This window comes from Candidatus Clostridium eludens (genome assembly GCF_045310515.1).
Lineage (GTDB): Bacteria > Bacillota > Clostridia > Clostridiales > Clostridiaceae > Clostridium_B > Clostridium_B eludens.
This window is the reverse complement of sequence record NZ_JBJHZX010000002.1, coordinates 15,593-30,517: the sequence shown is the minus strand read 5'-3', so window position 1 is coordinate 30,517 and position 14,925 is coordinate 15,593. Positions and strand designations below refer to the sequence as shown.

The following is a 14,925-nucleotide window of genomic DNA, read 5'->3' as shown; positions in this document are numbered from 1 at the left end:
TTTGATATAATTTGGTTAAGTTTTACCGTATTATTTTTTAAAAGGATCTGTTCTTTTTTGTGATATAATAAAGGAAATAGAAATAATGGTGTTTAAAGGGGTGAGTATTCATAGTTGAGTGATGATATACGTTGGAAACAAAGATTTTCTAATTATAATAAAGCTGTATTTCAATTAATGGAATTTATAGAAAAAGGTGAACTTAATAAGTTTGAAGTCCAAGGATTAATACAGTGTTTTGAATACACTTTTGAATTGGCATGGAAAACTATGAAAGATTATTTAGAACATGAAGGATTCCAGGTAAAAAGTCCTAGGGGAACTATACAAACAGCCTTTCAAATTGAGTTGATTACAGATGGTCATGTATGGATTGATGCATTGAATAAAAGAAATTTAATGGCACATACTTATGAAGAAGAAGCTGCTTTAAAGGCTGAACAGCTTATAAAGCAAAAATACTATCCTGTAATTAAAGAGTTATTAGATAAGTTGAGGAAAGAAGTTGGAAAGGTAATTTATGAAAAGTAGCTATCACTGCAAGCAGTAATAGCTGCTTTTAAAATTAAACTATTCCCTGCTCCATCATAGCTTCTGCTACTTTTAGAAAGCCGACTATATTGGCACCGACTAAATAGTTTCCTTTGTGACCATAAGTTTTTGCTGCATCGTAGGTACGCTCATGAATGCTGGACATAATGTGGCGCAGGCGGGTATCAACTTCATAAAAAGTCCAGCTTGTACGGATGGAATTTTGACTCATTTCCAGTGCAGAAGTGGCCACTCCGCCGGCATTGGCCGCTTTTCCAGGGGCATAGAGTATTCCTTCACTTTGTAAAAGTTGTACAGCCTCAATGGTTATAGGCATATTTGCACCTTCAACAACCATTTTTACACCATTTTTAATGAGAGTTGAGGCATCTTTTGCATCCAGTTCATTTTGTGTGGCACAAGGCAGGGCAATATCACAAGGAATGGACCATATACCTTTACCTTGGTGATATTCTGCATTTTTGTGAATGGATACATAATCTCTGAGACGGCCGTGGTTAACCAGCTTGATTTTTTTCACTGTTTCTAAATTTACCCCTTCTTTATCATATATCCAACCTGTGGAATCACTAAGAGCTATGACTTTCCCATTTAATGCAGTGGCTTTTTCAGCAGCATAGATAGCTACATTACCTGAACCTGAAATAGTAATTTTCTTGTTTTTAATGGAATCGCTTTTAATTTTCAGCATTTCTTCTGCGAAATAAATTACACCATAACCGGTTGCCTGGGTGCGGGCTAATGATCCCCCGTAAGTTAACCCTTTACCAGTTAAAACACCATGAAAACGATTAGTTAGTCTTTTATACTGACCATAAAGATATCCAATTTCACGGCTTCCAACACCAATATCACCAGCAGGCACATCTGTATCTGGTCCTATATGATGAAAGAGTTCAGTCATGAAACTCTGACAAAATACCATTATTTCATGGTCGGATTTACCTTTGGGATCAAAATCTGCACCGCCTTTACCGCCTCCGATAGGCATACCAGTTAGCGAATTTTTAAAGATCTGCTCAAAACCAAGAAATTTGATAATACTGAGATTAACAGAAGGGTGAAAACGAAGTCCTCCCTTATAAGGGCCAATGGCACTGTTGAATTGCACACGAAATCCACGGTTTACCCTTATTTTTTTGTTATCATCCACCCAAGGTACACGGAACATCAAAGCCCGTTCCGGCTCCACTATACGTTCCAAAAGTCCCATCTCTTTAAAGTGGCTGTTAGAATCAATTACAGGTCTAATAGAATTCAGAACTTCCGTGACAGCTTGAATAAACTCTTTTTGCGAGGCATCTTTTTTAATGAGTTCTTCCAGTACGGAATCAACATAAGACATAATGATCACTCCTATCCTTTAGCAGTAGTTTTAATTATTATAGTAAAAAAAAGCAATTTATACAACATAAAACTGAAAATTAATTTATAAAAACCATATATCATTTTTGTTGAATTAATACATACCAACAATTATAAAAATAACAAATACTACCAGAGATAAGATATCATTACTGGAAAGATCCTCTTGTGGAGAGGCTGAGAGAACATGAGTAAAGTGCATTAATTATATAGCTTAATACACTTATAAACTCTTAAAAAATTCTCATTATAAAATGTTGAACTCCAAGTGAAGTAAGGGCTAAAATTACCCAGCATGTAAAGCCTAATAGAATTGGTCTCATACCACTTTTTACAAGTTGTACAATATTAGTATTTAGTCCTACAGATACCATTGCCATTACAATGACGAACTTTCCACTCTGTAATAAAAATTTAGTAATTACAACTGGTAGAGAAATAAATGTATTAATTACTGATGCAGCTGCAAAGGCAAGTACGAACCAAGGAAATATTTTACTTACACTATAAGAGCCATTTTCACTTTTAGCTTCCTTTTTGGAAGTATAGACAGCCAATGCTAGCGTAATTGGAACAATTGCCAAGGTTCTTGTGAGTTTTACTATAACTGCAAGATTGCCGGCTGCATTACTGTAAGAATAACCAGCAGCTACCACAGATGAAGTATCATTAACAGCTGTTCCACTCCAAAGTCCAAAACATTGATTACTCATACCCAATAAGTGTCCCAGCAATGGAAATAAAAAAGCAGCAATAGCATTAAAAAGAAATATAGTTGATATAGAATGGGCAACTTCTTGTTCACTTGCGTTAATAACTGGAGCTGTTGCTGCAATAGCAGAACCACCACATATAGAAGAACCAACAGCAATGAGGGTTGTTGTTTTTTCATTTATTTTTAATAATTTACCTATAAGATAAGCAGTAATAAATGCTGCTGACAGTGTAAAAATCATTAAAACAATTGTTTGTTTTCCCACTTTAAAAACATTAAAAAGATTCATGCCAAATCCTATAAGAATAATGGAATACTGAAGTAATTTTTTTGCAGTGAAGGTTATACCTTCATTAAAATAAATTGGCCTTTTCCAGAATGCCAAAATCATACCAAATAAAATTCCAAGCACAGGACTACCTACAATAGGAAAAGCATTTCCAATCAGCCATGCCGGAATTGCTATAATTAGTGCAAGTATAATTCCTGGTAACTTATTAATTATTTTTTCCATAATATCTTCCTCCTGTCTGTTTTTCATCATACACCTTGATATTATGTAAGTAAAATATTATTATATTATTATTATAATAAGTATATACTAATGTATAAGGAGCGGAGTATTATGACTTTAAGACACTTTAATATATTTGTTGCTGTATGCGATAAAATGAACATGACTAAGGCTTCTCAAGCACTTTTCATATCTCAGTCAGCAGTTAGTCAGGCAATTTCTGAACTTGAAAGCCACTATGGCGTGCGGCTTTTTGAACGATTATCAAAAAAACTTTACATAACTCAGGCAGGAGAAAAAGTGCTGAGCTATGCCAGGTACATCATTAAGTTAAACACAGAATTAGAAAATGACATGAAAACCTTGCAGCAGTATAGTTCTATACGCATTGGGGCAAGTGTTACTGTCGGAGCTTATGTATTACCTAAACTTGTTTCGTATTTTCAAAAAGCAAATTCTAAAATTGATATAAAAGTACATGAGGAAAATACTAGAAATATTGAAAAAATGCTTCTTCACGATGAAATTGATATAGCACTTGTAGAAGGAGAGACAACAAATCCAGATATTTTAAACAGACCATTTATGGATGATGAACTTATACTTATTTGTGGGTGTAATCATAGATTTGCAAAGCTGTCTTATGTTGAGCCTAATGAACTTCAAAAAGAAAAATTTATTGTTCGAGAAAAGGGAAGTGGAACCCGTAAAACATTTGAGGATAAAATGCTAGAAAACTATTTGACATGGCAAACAGCTTGGACCTGTAATAATACTGATACTATCAAAATTGCAGTTGCAGAAGGATTAGGAGTTTCAGTCATTTCCAGACATTCAGTAATAAATGAATTAGCTTCCAAAATCCTTTATGAAGTACCTGTTAAAGGCATTAAATTTAAGAGGAAGTTTAAAATCATATATCATAAAAACAAATATTTAACAGAAGCAATGAAACATTTTATAGCTTTTATATACAATAAGGTACCCAATATGTAAACTTAGGTGAGCTTCAACTGGCTACTTAAATGGCTCTCCGGCAATAGTATTTCTTAAGTTTTTTACCTGCAGGGTTTTACACGAATTAGAACTTTGTAAAATAACACTGTAGTTACAAATCCCTTTAAATTATTTAATACACTATGTTATATTTTATAATAGACAATAGTTATTATCAATAATATAATTTTTCATGTTATTTGGTTATAATTATATTATACGAGAATGTTATATAGTCACTAACTATGGTGAATTTAAAAAATCTCTGTTGTATTTTGTAATTTTGAAAGGGGATTGTAATATGAAAAATAAGGGGTTATTGGGCTTTGAGGGTGTAAGCAATGGGGATGTAAAGGATTTAGAATCTACAATAAAACAATTGTACCAAATCATTGAGAATTCTTATGATGGTATATATATAACTGATGGGGAGGCAAATACTATATTTTTAAATAAATCCTATGAGAAAATTACCGGAATAGAGAGAAGCGCTATGATAGGAAAGAATATGAGATACCTTGAAAATAACAAGTATATCTCTAAATCCTGTACTCTTATGGTTCTTGAAAGTGGGAAAAATGTTACCATAGAACAGAAATTTAAAACTGGCAAGACCGCAGTTGTTTCAAGTAGTCCTATTTTTAATGACATAGGAGAAATAACAATGGTAGTTACAAATGTGAGAAATGTTACAGAGCTTTATGAGCTTAAAGAACAGGTGAAAAAAAATAGGGAACTTACTCAAAAATATTATTCTCAGCTGGAAGCAATGAAGAAGCAGCTTCTTAAATTTTCAGATATTATAGCAAAAGATGAAAAAATGCTCACTACACTTGAAATGGCACGAAAAGTAGCAAAGGTTGATACTACTGTACTTTTACTTGGGGAAACTGGTGTAGGCAAGGAAAAAGTAGCCAAATATATACATAAAAACAGCAGCAGAAACGGCAAAAGCTTTATAAAAATAGACTGTGGATCTATACCTTACAATCTTATAGAATCGGAACTTTTTGGTTATGAAAAGGGAGCTTTTACTGGTGCAAATAAAGAAGGAAAGATAGGACTCTTTGAACTGGCAGATGGAGGAACTATTTTTTTAGATGAAGTGGGAGAACTTCCCCTTGATATGCAGGTAAAGCTTCTAAGAGCACTTCAAGAGGGGGAGATCAAAAAAGTAGGCGGCACGGACACTGTTAAAATTGATGTAAGGGTAATTGCTGCAACCAATAGAAATTTAGAAGAAATGGTGGAGAAAAAAACTTTTAGAGAGGATTTGTACTATAGGTTAAATGTAGTGCCTATTACAATTTTACCCCTTAGAGAGAGAAAAGATGATATTGAGCCACTCATAAGTCATTTTATGTGTGTATTTAATAAAAAGTATGATTTTAATAAGGTAATTACTGCCGGAGCGGTAGACTCCTTTAAAACATATAAATGGCCGGGAAATGTAAGAGAATTAAAGAATATAATAGAGAGGGTAATAATCATGAGTACAGGAGATAAAATACTGAGGAGTGATTTGCCTATTAAGGAAGTATGGGACAGCAGTGTACCTACTACTGATGTATGGAATAAAAATTTGACTTTAAAAGAAGCTGTGGAAAACTTAGAAGAGTCTATAATAGAAAGCTCTTTAGAGAAACACGGCAATGTAAGAGGAGCTGCTAAAGAGCTGGGAATAGATGCATCCACTTTAGTAAGAAAGAGAAAAAAGTATAAAAATAAGCATGTGTTGCAAAAGTAAAACTTGTTGCAATTATGCATACAACATATATAACTGACAGTATAGGCAGGGAAAAGGGCTCTTATGTATACATAAGGGTCTTTTTGTTGCAATATTGCAACAAAGTCATAATTATATTATGGGGATTAGGGGGCAAAGCGGCGGGATAAAAAGTTGGCATGAAAATTGCTCATGTAATATAGTGCGATGAAAAATATATTTTATGAAGGGAATGATTTTTGTGTCTTTAATGACTGGAGAAGAGTATGTAGAGAGTTTACGTAAATTAAAATTAAATATTTATTACCTGGGGGAAAAAATAGACAACCCAGTGGATAATCCTGTGCTTCGTCCATCTTTAAATTCTGTGAAGATGACTTATGATTTAGCCAAGCAGCCTGAATATGAGGATTTAATGACAGTAAAGTCAAATATAACAGGTGAAAAAATAAATAGATTCACTAACTTGCATCAAAGCAGTGAAGATCTAGTGAAAAAAGTTAAAATGCAGAGATTGTGCGGACAAAAAACTGCGGCTTGTTTCCAAAGATGTGTTGGTATGGATGCATTTAATGCTGTATACAGCACTAGTTTTGAAATAGACAAGCAATACAATACTAATTACTTTGAAAATTTCAAGAAGTTTTTAGCATATGTTCAAGATAAGGATTTAACAGTAGATGGAGCTATGACAGATCCTAAAGGAGATAGAGGACTGTCACCAAGTGAACAGGCTGATCCGGACTTGTTCTTAAGAGTTGTAGAAAGAAGAGAAGATGGTGTAGTTGTAAGAGGAGCAAAGGCTCATCAGACAGGCATATGTAATTCTCATGAAGTACTGGTTATGCCTACTATTGCCATGAGAGCTGAAGACAAGGATTATGCAATAGCTTTTTCCGTTCCTACTGATGCAGAAGGAATAACTATGATAATTGGAAGGCAGTCCTGTGATACCAGAAAAATGGAGAAGGATGCTGACATAGATGTGGGTAATAAAGAATTTGGCGGAGTAGAGGCATTAGTAGTATTTGATGATGTATTTGTTCCAAATGACAGGATATTCTTAAATGGTGAAACAGAATATGCAGGAATGATGGTAGAGAGATTTGCAGGTTATCATAGACAGAGCTACGGCGGATGTAAGGTAGGAGTAGGAGATGTATTAATAGGTGCTGCTGCACTGGCTGCTGACTATAATGGAGCTGCTAAAGCATCTCATATAAAAGATAAATTAATAGAAATGATGCATTTAAATGAAACTCTTTATGCCTGCGGAATTGCCTGCTCAGCTGAAGGACATGCAACAAAAGCCGGAAATTATCAGATAGATTTGCTTCTTGCCAATGTATGTAAGCAAAATGTAACAAGATTTCCTTATGAAATTGTAAGACTGGCAGAGGATATAGCTGGAGGATTAATGGTTACTATGCCTTCTGAAAAAGATTATAGAAGTCCTGAAATAGGAAAATATGTAGAGAAATATTTAGTAGGCGTTGCATCTGTGCCTGTTGAAAATAGAATGAAAATACTTAGATTGATAGAAAATTTATGCCTTGGTACAGCAGCAGTGGGATATAGAACTGAGTCCATGCATGGGGCAGGTTCACCTCAAGCTCAGAGAATAATGATATCAAGACAGGGAAATCTGGCACAGAAAAAGTTACTTGCTAAGAATATAGCAAGGATAGAAGATTAAGGGAGAGGTACTTTTTTACCTTTTCCCTAAAGATGAGGTGCTGTATTTTATGGAACAAAAAGTGTTAAAAGTAATTGAAGAAAAGGTAAGACCTTATTTGAACAGTCATAATGGAGACATTGAAGTTATTGGGGTAAAAGAGGGCATAGTTAAAATAAAACTTTTAGGTCAATGCAGCAATTGTATTTCTGCTAAATATACAGTACAGGATATAGTGGAAGGCTCCATAAAAAATGAAATTCCTGAAATAAAGGCAGTAGAAATTATAGATTATATAAGTGAAGACATCTTAAATCAGGCAAGAAAAATATTAAGCAGGCATCATAGGTAAGGTGAGTATATTTTGGATATAGGAATTAAATATTGCGGAGGATGTAATCCTAAATATGATAGAAAAGAATTTCTATATAGTTTAAGGGAAATTTTTAATTGTAATTTTGAAATAATCCAGACTCATAAAACTTATGATGTAGTTATAGTTTTATGTGGATGTACAAGCTGTTGCGTTGATCACAGCAGGTTTAAATTTAAGTTTGAGAAGATATTAGTAAAATCTGAAGAAGATTTTCATGAAGTTAAAAGTAAATTAAGTAAATACTCAATAGACAGTATAGGGAGGAGATAATCTTTATGGAGTGGGAGTATATATACAAAGAGAAATTGGTAAGTGCAGAAAAGGCTGTTTCAAAAATAGAAAATCACAGCAGAGTAGTTTTTTCACATGCAGTAGGAGAGCCGTCAGATTTAATAAATGCACTGGTTAAAAATAAAGAAAATTATATAGGTTTAGAGATAATTCATATGGTGGCCATGGGTAAGGGTGATTATGTGAAAAAGGGTATGGAAAAATATTTTAGACATAATGCCCTATTTGTAGGTGGAAGTACCAGGGAAGCAGTAAATTCAGGAAGAGCAGATTATACACCTTGTTTTTTCCACGAAGTGCCAAAGTTATTTAAAGAAAGACGGCTGCCTGTGGATGTGGCACTTATTCAGGTAAGTGAACCAGATGAATACGGCTACTGCAGTTTTGGAGTTTCCAATGATTATACTAAACCGGCAGCAGAAAATGCCAGGTTTGTAATTGCAGAAGTAAATAAAAATATGCCGAGGATACTTGGAGATTCTTTTATACATGTATCAGATATTGATTATATAGTGAAAGCTTCACATCCATTAATAGAATTGCAGCCACCTAAATTAGGAGAAGTGGAAAAAGCTATAGGAAAGCATTGTGCCTCTTTAATTGAAGATGGATCCACTCTTCAACTTGGCATAGGAGCTATACCGGATGCTGTGCTTATGTTTTTGAAGGACAAGAAAGATCTTGGAATACATTCTGAGATGATATCAGATGGTGTAGTGGAATTGGTGAAGGCAGGAGTTATTAATAATAAGAAAAAAACTCTTCACCCTGGGAAAATAATTGTAACATTTTTAATGGGTACGAAGAAATTATATAACTTTGTAAATAATAATCCAATGGTAGAAACTTATTCTGTAGATTATGTAAACAACCCGCTTATAATTATGAAAAATGATAATATGATTTCCATAAATTCCTGTGTTCAGGTGGATTTAATGGGACAGATATGTTCTGAAAGTGTGGGATTAAAACAGATAAGCGGAGTAGGAGGCCAGGTGGATTTTATTAGAGGAGCTAACCTGTCAAAGGGCGGAAAAGCTATTATAGCTATTCCTTCTACAGCAGCTAAGGGTAAGGTTTCAAGAATAGTTCCACTTTTAGATACTGGAGCGGCAGTTACAACTTCCAGAAATGAAGTGGATTATATAGTAACAGAATTTGGGGTTGCAAGTCTTAAAGGAAAGACTTTAAAAAATAGAGCCAAGGCACTTATAAATATTGCACATCCAAACTTTAAGGAATCTTTGAAAGAAGAGTTTCAATCAAGATTTAATTGTAAATTTTAATTTGAGTTGAGTTTAAAATAAATTAGTAGAGGAGAAGGGTTATGTTAACAAAAAGAGAATATGGAAAGGAACAACCATATACAGCGGCAGGTCCGTTTAAAATACGTGTTCCGGGAATTCATTACAAATTTGAACTGGCAGATTATATTCAAGGGCTTTTAATGTGTGCTGTATGTCTTGGGGCACTTCCAATGCTTCAGCAATATTTGGGCATGCCCTTTGAAGTTGCATTAGCTATTGTTGTTCTTAATGGAATACTTTATTGTGCTCATGTTTTTCTGGGAGATCCGGTTGTACCTGGGTGGGTCACCCCTGCTATACCGCTTTTGATACTGTATGTAAGTGAATTTCCAATGGGACCTGAAAGGATACAGGCATTAATTGCCTTTGAATTGAGTCTTGGAATTTTAGCTGCGTTTCTTGGAATTACAGGTTTAGGCAAGAAGGTTATCAAATTAATACCTAATTGTATGCAGGCAGGTATTATAATGGGAGCTGGTCTTGCAGCTGTAAATACTGTATTTGGAAAAGGCGGTCATTTTGATAAATTTCCGCTGTCTATTGTAATCTGCATAGGACTAGCATTTTATTTATTATTTTCAAATCATTTTAAGAGCATAAGAAATAAAAGTAAGATTCTTAAAATGATATCCAATTTAGGAATATTACCTTGTGTATTATTAGCAGTTTTTATAGGTCCTATTGTAGGAGAGACTGTATGGCCGACTATTAAATGGGGATTTTCAAATCCTTCTTTTGGTGAACTTTGGAGTCACTGGACATTTTGGTCTATAGGTTTTCCTCCTTTGAAGATGTTTATTCAGGCAATACCTATGGTATTTTCAGCATATGTAATATTATTTGGTGAAATGATTCAGGCACAGGCTCTTATTGAAGATTCAGCCAAGTCACGACCAGATGAATTAATAGATTATAATCCTAACAGATCTCATTTAATATTTGGATTACGTAATATGGCAATGTCACTTATAGGACCTGACATAACTATGTGCGGACCTCTCTGGGCAGCTATGCAGGTTGTTGTGTGTGATAGATACAAACATGGTAAGAAAGCTATGGATTCAATAAATGGCGGTGCAGGCTCCTTTAGATTTGGTACTTTAACAGGATATTTCCTTATGCCTATAGTTACTTTTGTTACGCCTGTTTTAAGTATAGCACTGGCACTTACCATGCTGATTCAAGGATATGTTTCTGTAAGAATAGGTATATTAAAATCCCGTACTATGAATGATCTGGGAATTGCTGGTGTAATGGCAGCTGTAATAGTGGCAAGAGGTGCTGCATGGGGGCTTGGTGTTGGTATAGTACTTAGTTTATTAATATTAATCGGTAATAAAGGTAATTTGGACGTAAACGTTTTTGCATCACAAGAAGAAAAACTGGAAGTTAAGGAACAAGCTTAAAAATTCTATACAGAAAATAAAAATCCACCAGTCTAGCTGTTAGCTGGTGGTATTTTTAATATGGATTCATGAAAAAGTTTTCATAAGTTGTGTAATTTTATGGTATAATATAAAGTGATTGTTGTTTCAATAATAATCGTGAATGGAGGTGTATGAAAGTGAATATGGATCTTCAGCTTAATTTAACCCAAGAACAAAAATTGATTATGACTCAGGAAATGCAGTTATCTATAAAATTACTTCAGATGTCAAGCTTTGAGCTTCAGGAATATGTGGAAAAAGAGATTCAGGAAAATCCTGTGCTTGATATTAAAGAAACTAGTGAGAATAAAGTAGAAAAAGATAAATTGGAATATAAGGAAATTATAAAAAATATGGACTTTGATAACTACAGCCATCACAGTTATGAGAAAAGCAATAATGAGGAAGTGTCTCCATTTAATTTTATTTCCGAGCAAAAATCTTTAAAGGAATATTTAAAAGATCAGGTAAGAGACCTTGATGAAAGTCAGCATGTAAAGACAATATGTTCATATATTATAGAAAATATAGATAGTAGAGGATATTTAGTACTAGAAAATGAGGAAATAGAAGAGGAACTAAAAATTTCAAAAGAACTTGCAGCACATTGTGTAAATATAATCCACACTTTAGAACCTTCTGGGATAGGTGCAAGAAACCTGGTAGAATGTTTAGAAATACAAGTAAGACAAAAGGGTGTGGATAACCAAAATATATTTATAATAATAGATAAATATTTGGATATGATAGCAGAAAATAAATACAATGTTATAGCAAAAGAATTAAATATAGATGTAAAACAAGCCCAGGAGTATGGTGATTTAATAAAGACTCTTGCTCCAAAACCTTCTAGAGGATTTTACACTGGAGAAAATGTGAATTATATAACTCCTGACGCATATATAAAGAAAATTGGTAACGAGTATTATATAATAATGAATGATGACTTAACGCCAAGATTAACTATAAATGCAATCTATAAGGATATAATAAATAATGAAAATGACAAGGATGCAGTGGAATATGTGAAGGGAAAGTTAAATAGTGCGGTATTTTTAATAAAAAGTATACAGCATAGAAAGAGTACAATATATAAGGTGCTTGAAAAAATATTGGAAATGCAAAGAGAGTATTTTGATTATGGAGAAGATTACTTAAAGCCTATGACTTTAAAAGAAATAGCAGACAGCATGAATATGCATGAATCTACTATAAGCAGGGCTATAAGAGATAAATATATACACATAAGCAGAGGCACAATAAAAATAAGGAATTTATTTACTACAGGTATGTTAGCAAGTTTTAAAGGGGAAAATGTATCCAATCTGATTATTAAGAATAACATTAAAAAAATAATAGATGGAGAAGATAGAAAAAATCCATTGTCTGATCAAAAAATATGCCATATGATGAATGAACAAGGTATGAACGTCTCCAGAAGAACTGTAGCTAAATATAGAGAAGAGATGGGTATAAAATCATCAAAAGGGAGAAAAAGGTTTTAAAAAATTTTAATAAGGAACGCAAAAAACAAAAGTTACGGCTTTTGTTTTTTATTTTGTCATAAAGTGAAAAATATTATTAAAGAGTAGTTTTAAAGTGTAACTTTTGCCCTGCCTTTGACGTCATTGTTAATGTAAATAGTTAATTGCAAAGGGGGTTGTAACTTGTGATGGATGATGAAAAGAATACTGGGGTAGATGACATAAAATCTATTGAGAAGATGTGTGGGGCTACATGGGAACCGCTGTATCGTTTTATATACTTTAAAGTACAAAATCGTGAAGAAGCTGAAGATATTACTCAGGAAACTTATTTTAAGGCTATTTCATATATACAAAAAAATAATATAAAAGTGGATAAATTTGTAGGTTTTCTAAAAACTATTTCACTAAATATCCTGAGAGATAAATGGCGTAAAAACAAACGGCAGGGCAGCATAGTTAACTTTGATAATATAAACCCAGAGTCAGCGTCAGTGGAAGATTGTACAGAGGGTATGGCACAGCGTGAAGTTATACAAAATGCATTAAAGCTTTTAAATGAGGAACAGCGCACTGTTATTGAACTGAGAATATTAAAAGGATTCTCCGTAGAGGATACTGCCAGGCGGATGAATAAAAAAGAGGGCAATATTCGAGTCTTACAATATAGGGCAATACAAAATCTTACAAAAATTCTCAAGAATGAGTATTAAATTATGGAGGTGTAATTGATGACCGATAAAGAAAAGAAGTTAACGGATTATATTGATAGTTTAAATGATGAAAAAAAACCTAAAGAACATGGAAACGCAGCAGATACACCTGAAATGGAAGAACTTTTGGAAACTGTAAGGCTAGTACGCAGCTTAAGAGAACCAAGTCTTCCGGAAGATAGCTATGTTGAAAATTTGGCTAATAATGTAAACAAGAAGCTTCTGAGGGAAAAATCCTTAAAGAGATCGGGGAAAAGACGGCTTTTAGGAATAGCTTCTGCAGCTGCTGCTGTTGCATTAATTGTTATATTGAATATACTGTGGCCTTTTGGAAAGTCTGATATGGTTTATGCCATGGAGAAGGCTTTTCAGGAAGTAAAAGCTTATCATGGGGTTCTTCAGGTTGTAGAAACTAATGCACAGGGAAAATCTATAGTGCAGTCAAAGATTGAAGTATGGGCTGATAAGGAAGGAAAATATTATGTTAAAGGGTTGGAAGGAGTAGAAAAGGGTGTGATTACTGTAAATAATGGACAAAAGAAGTGGCAGATTCAGCCCGGGCAAAAGGAAGTAGAGGTATTAGCTGCTTTTCCAGATTCCTATAGTTTTACATTTGAGTTGGGAAAAGAAATAGATGACGTAAAAAATGCACTCGAAACTAAGATTGTAGGTGAGGAGAAAGTTTCAGGAAGATCTGCTATTGTAATGGAAGTAACTCCAAAGGGGGGAAGCCCTTATAAAATATGGATTGATAAAGACACTAAAATGCCGCTGCAAAAGCAGTCTGCCATGCAGTACTCCATTCAATATAAGGTATGTTATACAAGTATAGATTTTGCTGGAAGCATTCCTAAGGAACTTTTGGCCTACAATGTACCAAAAGAGTTTAAAGAAATAGATACAAATACGGAGCAAATTGTAAATAGTCTGGAAGATGTTAAAGAAATCTTGGGATTTACACCTACAATACCTGAAAATGTACCATCATCATTTATTCAAAACAATATATCCATAGTAAATGATGCTAAGGTTGTCAAAATAAATTATACCTCTAAAGATAACAAAAAGAAGGTTGTGATTTTACAAAAAAAATCTGATAGTGAATTTAAACCAGCATCCATGGCAGCTTTAGGAAAGGTAAACAACAATATAGCAGAAATTCAATCGCCTATACAAAGTGAGGCAGGAGTTCTTCAAGGACAAGGGGCTTATGCAGATATAACAGGTATAAGTTCGGTTAGGTGGAAGCAAGATGGCTTTGAATATGCTGTCATTGGCAACACTTATTTAGAAGAGTTAGAAGTGTTTATAAAGGGCTTAACTAGCGGTATAGTTGATGTATCATCAAAAGAACAATCATCAGGCAAACCACAAGTTGAAGTTCCTGTTGATTTAAAAGTAGAAGAACAGGAACAGAAAAATGTGGATGCAGGACATTCCCCATGGAAATTAGATCCTGTTTTTGTAGCTCAGGTTTTCGCAAGTTTAAAAATTTCACCTGAAGGTATTCAAGGGGAGTATCCTATTAAATATGAAGAATTAAAGGTGATTAAAAATACCGGCAAAGAGGCAATTATAGAGGTAGGCGGAGATAAGACTACTATAAAAAGAGTGTATTTAAAAAGACTTATAAGAGAAGATAATACAGGGATATGGACTGTAGTTGGATATGACCCATTGAAAAATCAATAATAGTATTTTACTTTAAAAAAGTTGTAGTTTTCTACAACTTTTTTGCTTGGAAGAATAAATATACCATACATATGCTAACACTATTAGAAAAT

Annotated in this window: 13 protein-coding genes; 11 read left to right on the top strand and 2 right to left on the bottom strand. The window is 33.7% G+C overall.

Going from position 1 to position 14,925, the window contains the following annotated elements:
• Window positions 1-114 precede the first annotated feature (114 nt).
• Window positions 115-531 carry a nucleotidyltransferase substrate binding protein gene (locus ACJDU8_RS01550; protein WP_406790390.1) on the top strand — a complete coding sequence of 139 codons (417 nt, stop codon included), beginning with the start codon at window positions 115-117 and terminating at the stop codon, window positions 529-531.
• Between the two features lie 34 nt (window positions 532-565).
• On the opposite strand, the gene gdhA is transcribed toward ACJDU8_RS01550, so the two are convergent.
• On the bottom strand, window positions 566-1,897 hold the full coding sequence (gdhA, locus tag ACJDU8_RS01545; protein ID WP_406790389.1) for an NADP-specific glutamate dehydrogenase: 1,332 nt from the start codon (window positions 1,895-1,897) through the stop codon (window positions 566-568).
• 253 nt (window positions 1,898-2,150) lie between these two features.
• Window positions 2,151-3,146, bottom strand: coding sequence for a YeiH family protein (locus tag ACJDU8_RS01540; RefSeq protein ID WP_406790388.1), 996 nt, complete (start codon window positions 3,144-3,146; stop codon window positions 2,151-2,153).
• A gap of 111 nt (window positions 3,147-3,257) precedes the next feature.
• On the opposite strand from ACJDU8_RS01540, the gene ACJDU8_RS01535 reads away from it, so the two are divergent.
• The 10 genes from ACJDU8_RS01535 to ACJDU8_RS01490 all read left to right on the top strand — a co-directional run bounded on the left by ACJDU8_RS01535 (window position 3,258) and on the right by ACJDU8_RS01490 (window position 14,833).
• Complete coding sequence (locus tag ACJDU8_RS01535) at window positions 3,258-4,142, top strand: LysR family transcriptional regulator (RefSeq protein ID WP_406790387.1); 885 nt, start codon at window positions 3,258-3,260, stop codon at window positions 4,140-4,142.
• 301 nt (window positions 4,143-4,443) lie between these two features.
• Window positions 4,444-5,889 (top strand): sigma-54 interaction domain-containing protein, encoded by a 1,446-nt coding sequence (locus tag ACJDU8_RS01530; protein ID WP_406790386.1) that lies wholly within the window; start codon window positions 4,444-4,446, stop codon window positions 5,887-5,889.
• A 220-nt stretch (window positions 5,890-6,109) separates the two neighbouring features.
• Window positions 6,110-7,564, top strand: coding sequence for a 4-hydroxyphenylacetate 3-hydroxylase family protein (locus ACJDU8_RS01525; RefSeq protein ID WP_406790385.1), 1,455 nt, complete (start codon window positions 6,110-6,112; stop codon window positions 7,562-7,564).
• 49 nt (window positions 7,565-7,613) lie between these two features.
• A complete protein-coding gene (locus ACJDU8_RS01520) occupies window positions 7,614-7,895 on the top strand; it encodes a NifU family protein (protein WP_406790384.1) in 282 nt (93 codons plus the stop codon).
• A gap of 12 nt (window positions 7,896-7,907) precedes the next feature.
• On the top strand, window positions 7,908-8,189 hold the full coding sequence (locus tag ACJDU8_RS01515; RefSeq protein ID WP_406790383.1) for a hypothetical protein: 282 nt from the start codon (window positions 7,908-7,910) through the stop codon (window positions 8,187-8,189).
• 5 nt (window positions 8,190-8,194) lie between these two features.
• Window positions 8,195-9,496 (top strand): acetyl-CoA hydrolase/transferase family protein, encoded by a 1,302-nt coding sequence (locus ACJDU8_RS01510; RefSeq protein ID WP_406790382.1) that lies wholly within the window; start codon window positions 8,195-8,197, stop codon window positions 9,494-9,496.
• Window positions 9,497-9,537: 41 nt separating this feature from the next.
• A complete protein-coding gene (locus ACJDU8_RS01505) occupies window positions 9,538-10,923 on the top strand; it encodes a hypothetical protein (RefSeq protein WP_406790381.1) in 1,386 nt (461 codons plus the stop codon).
• Window positions 10,924-11,087: 164 nt separating this feature from the next.
• The gene (rpoN, locus tag ACJDU8_RS01500; RefSeq protein ID WP_406790571.1) at window positions 11,088-12,449 is read left to right on the top strand and encodes an RNA polymerase factor sigma-54; all 1,362 of its coding nucleotides are present in this window, start codon (window positions 11,088-11,090) and stop codon (window positions 12,447-12,449) included.
• Window positions 12,450-12,616: 167 nt separating this feature from the next.
• Window positions 12,617-13,141: an RNA polymerase sigma factor gene (locus ACJDU8_RS01495; RefSeq protein WP_406790570.1), complete on the top strand. Its 525-nt coding sequence runs from the start codon at window positions 12,617-12,619 to the stop codon at window positions 13,139-13,141.
• A gap of 18 nt (window positions 13,142-13,159) precedes the next feature.
• The gene (locus ACJDU8_RS01490; protein ID WP_406790380.1) at window positions 13,160-14,833 is read left to right on the top strand and encodes a LolA family protein; all 1,674 of its coding nucleotides are present in this window, start codon (window positions 13,160-13,162) and stop codon (window positions 14,831-14,833) included.
• Window positions 14,834-14,925 lie beyond the last annotated feature (92 nt).

Bases quoted from the DNA above. Each gene is read 5' to 3' on its own strand.
- ACJDU8_RS01520 (WP_406790384.1), top strand. From the start codon at position 7,614: ATGGAACAAAAAGTGTTAAAAGTAATTGAAGAAAAGGTAAGACCTTAT.
- gdhA (WP_406790389.1), bottom strand. From the start codon at position 1,897: ATGTCTTATGTTGATTCCGTACTGGAAGAACTCATTAAAAAAGATGCC.
- ACJDU8_RS01530 (WP_406790386.1), top strand. From the start codon at position 4,444: ATGAAAAATAAGGGGTTATTGGGCTTTGAGGGTGTAAGCAATGGGGAT.
- ACJDU8_RS01540 (WP_406790388.1), bottom strand. From the start codon at position 3,146: ATGGAAAAAATAATTAATAAGTTACCAGGAATTATACTTGCACTAATT.
- ACJDU8_RS01490 (WP_406790380.1), top strand. From the start codon at position 13,160: ATGACCGATAAAGAAAAGAAGTTAACGGATTATATTGATAGTTTAAAT.
- ACJDU8_RS01535 (WP_406790387.1), top strand. From the start codon at position 3,258: ATGACTTTAAGACACTTTAATATATTTGTTGCTGTATGCGATAAAATG.
- ACJDU8_RS01505 (WP_406790381.1), top strand. From the start codon at position 9,538: ATGTTAACAAAAAGAGAATATGGAAAGGAACAACCATATACAGCGGCA.
- ACJDU8_RS01495 (WP_406790570.1), top strand. From the start codon at position 12,617: ATGGATGATGAAAAGAATACTGGGGTAGATGACATAAAATCTATTGAG.
- ACJDU8_RS01510 (WP_406790382.1), top strand. From the start codon at position 8,195: ATGGAGTGGGAGTATATATACAAAGAGAAATTGGTAAGTGCAGAAAAG.
- rpoN (WP_406790571.1), top strand. From the start codon at position 11,088: ATGGATCTTCAGCTTAATTTAACCCAAGAACAAAAATTGATTATGACT.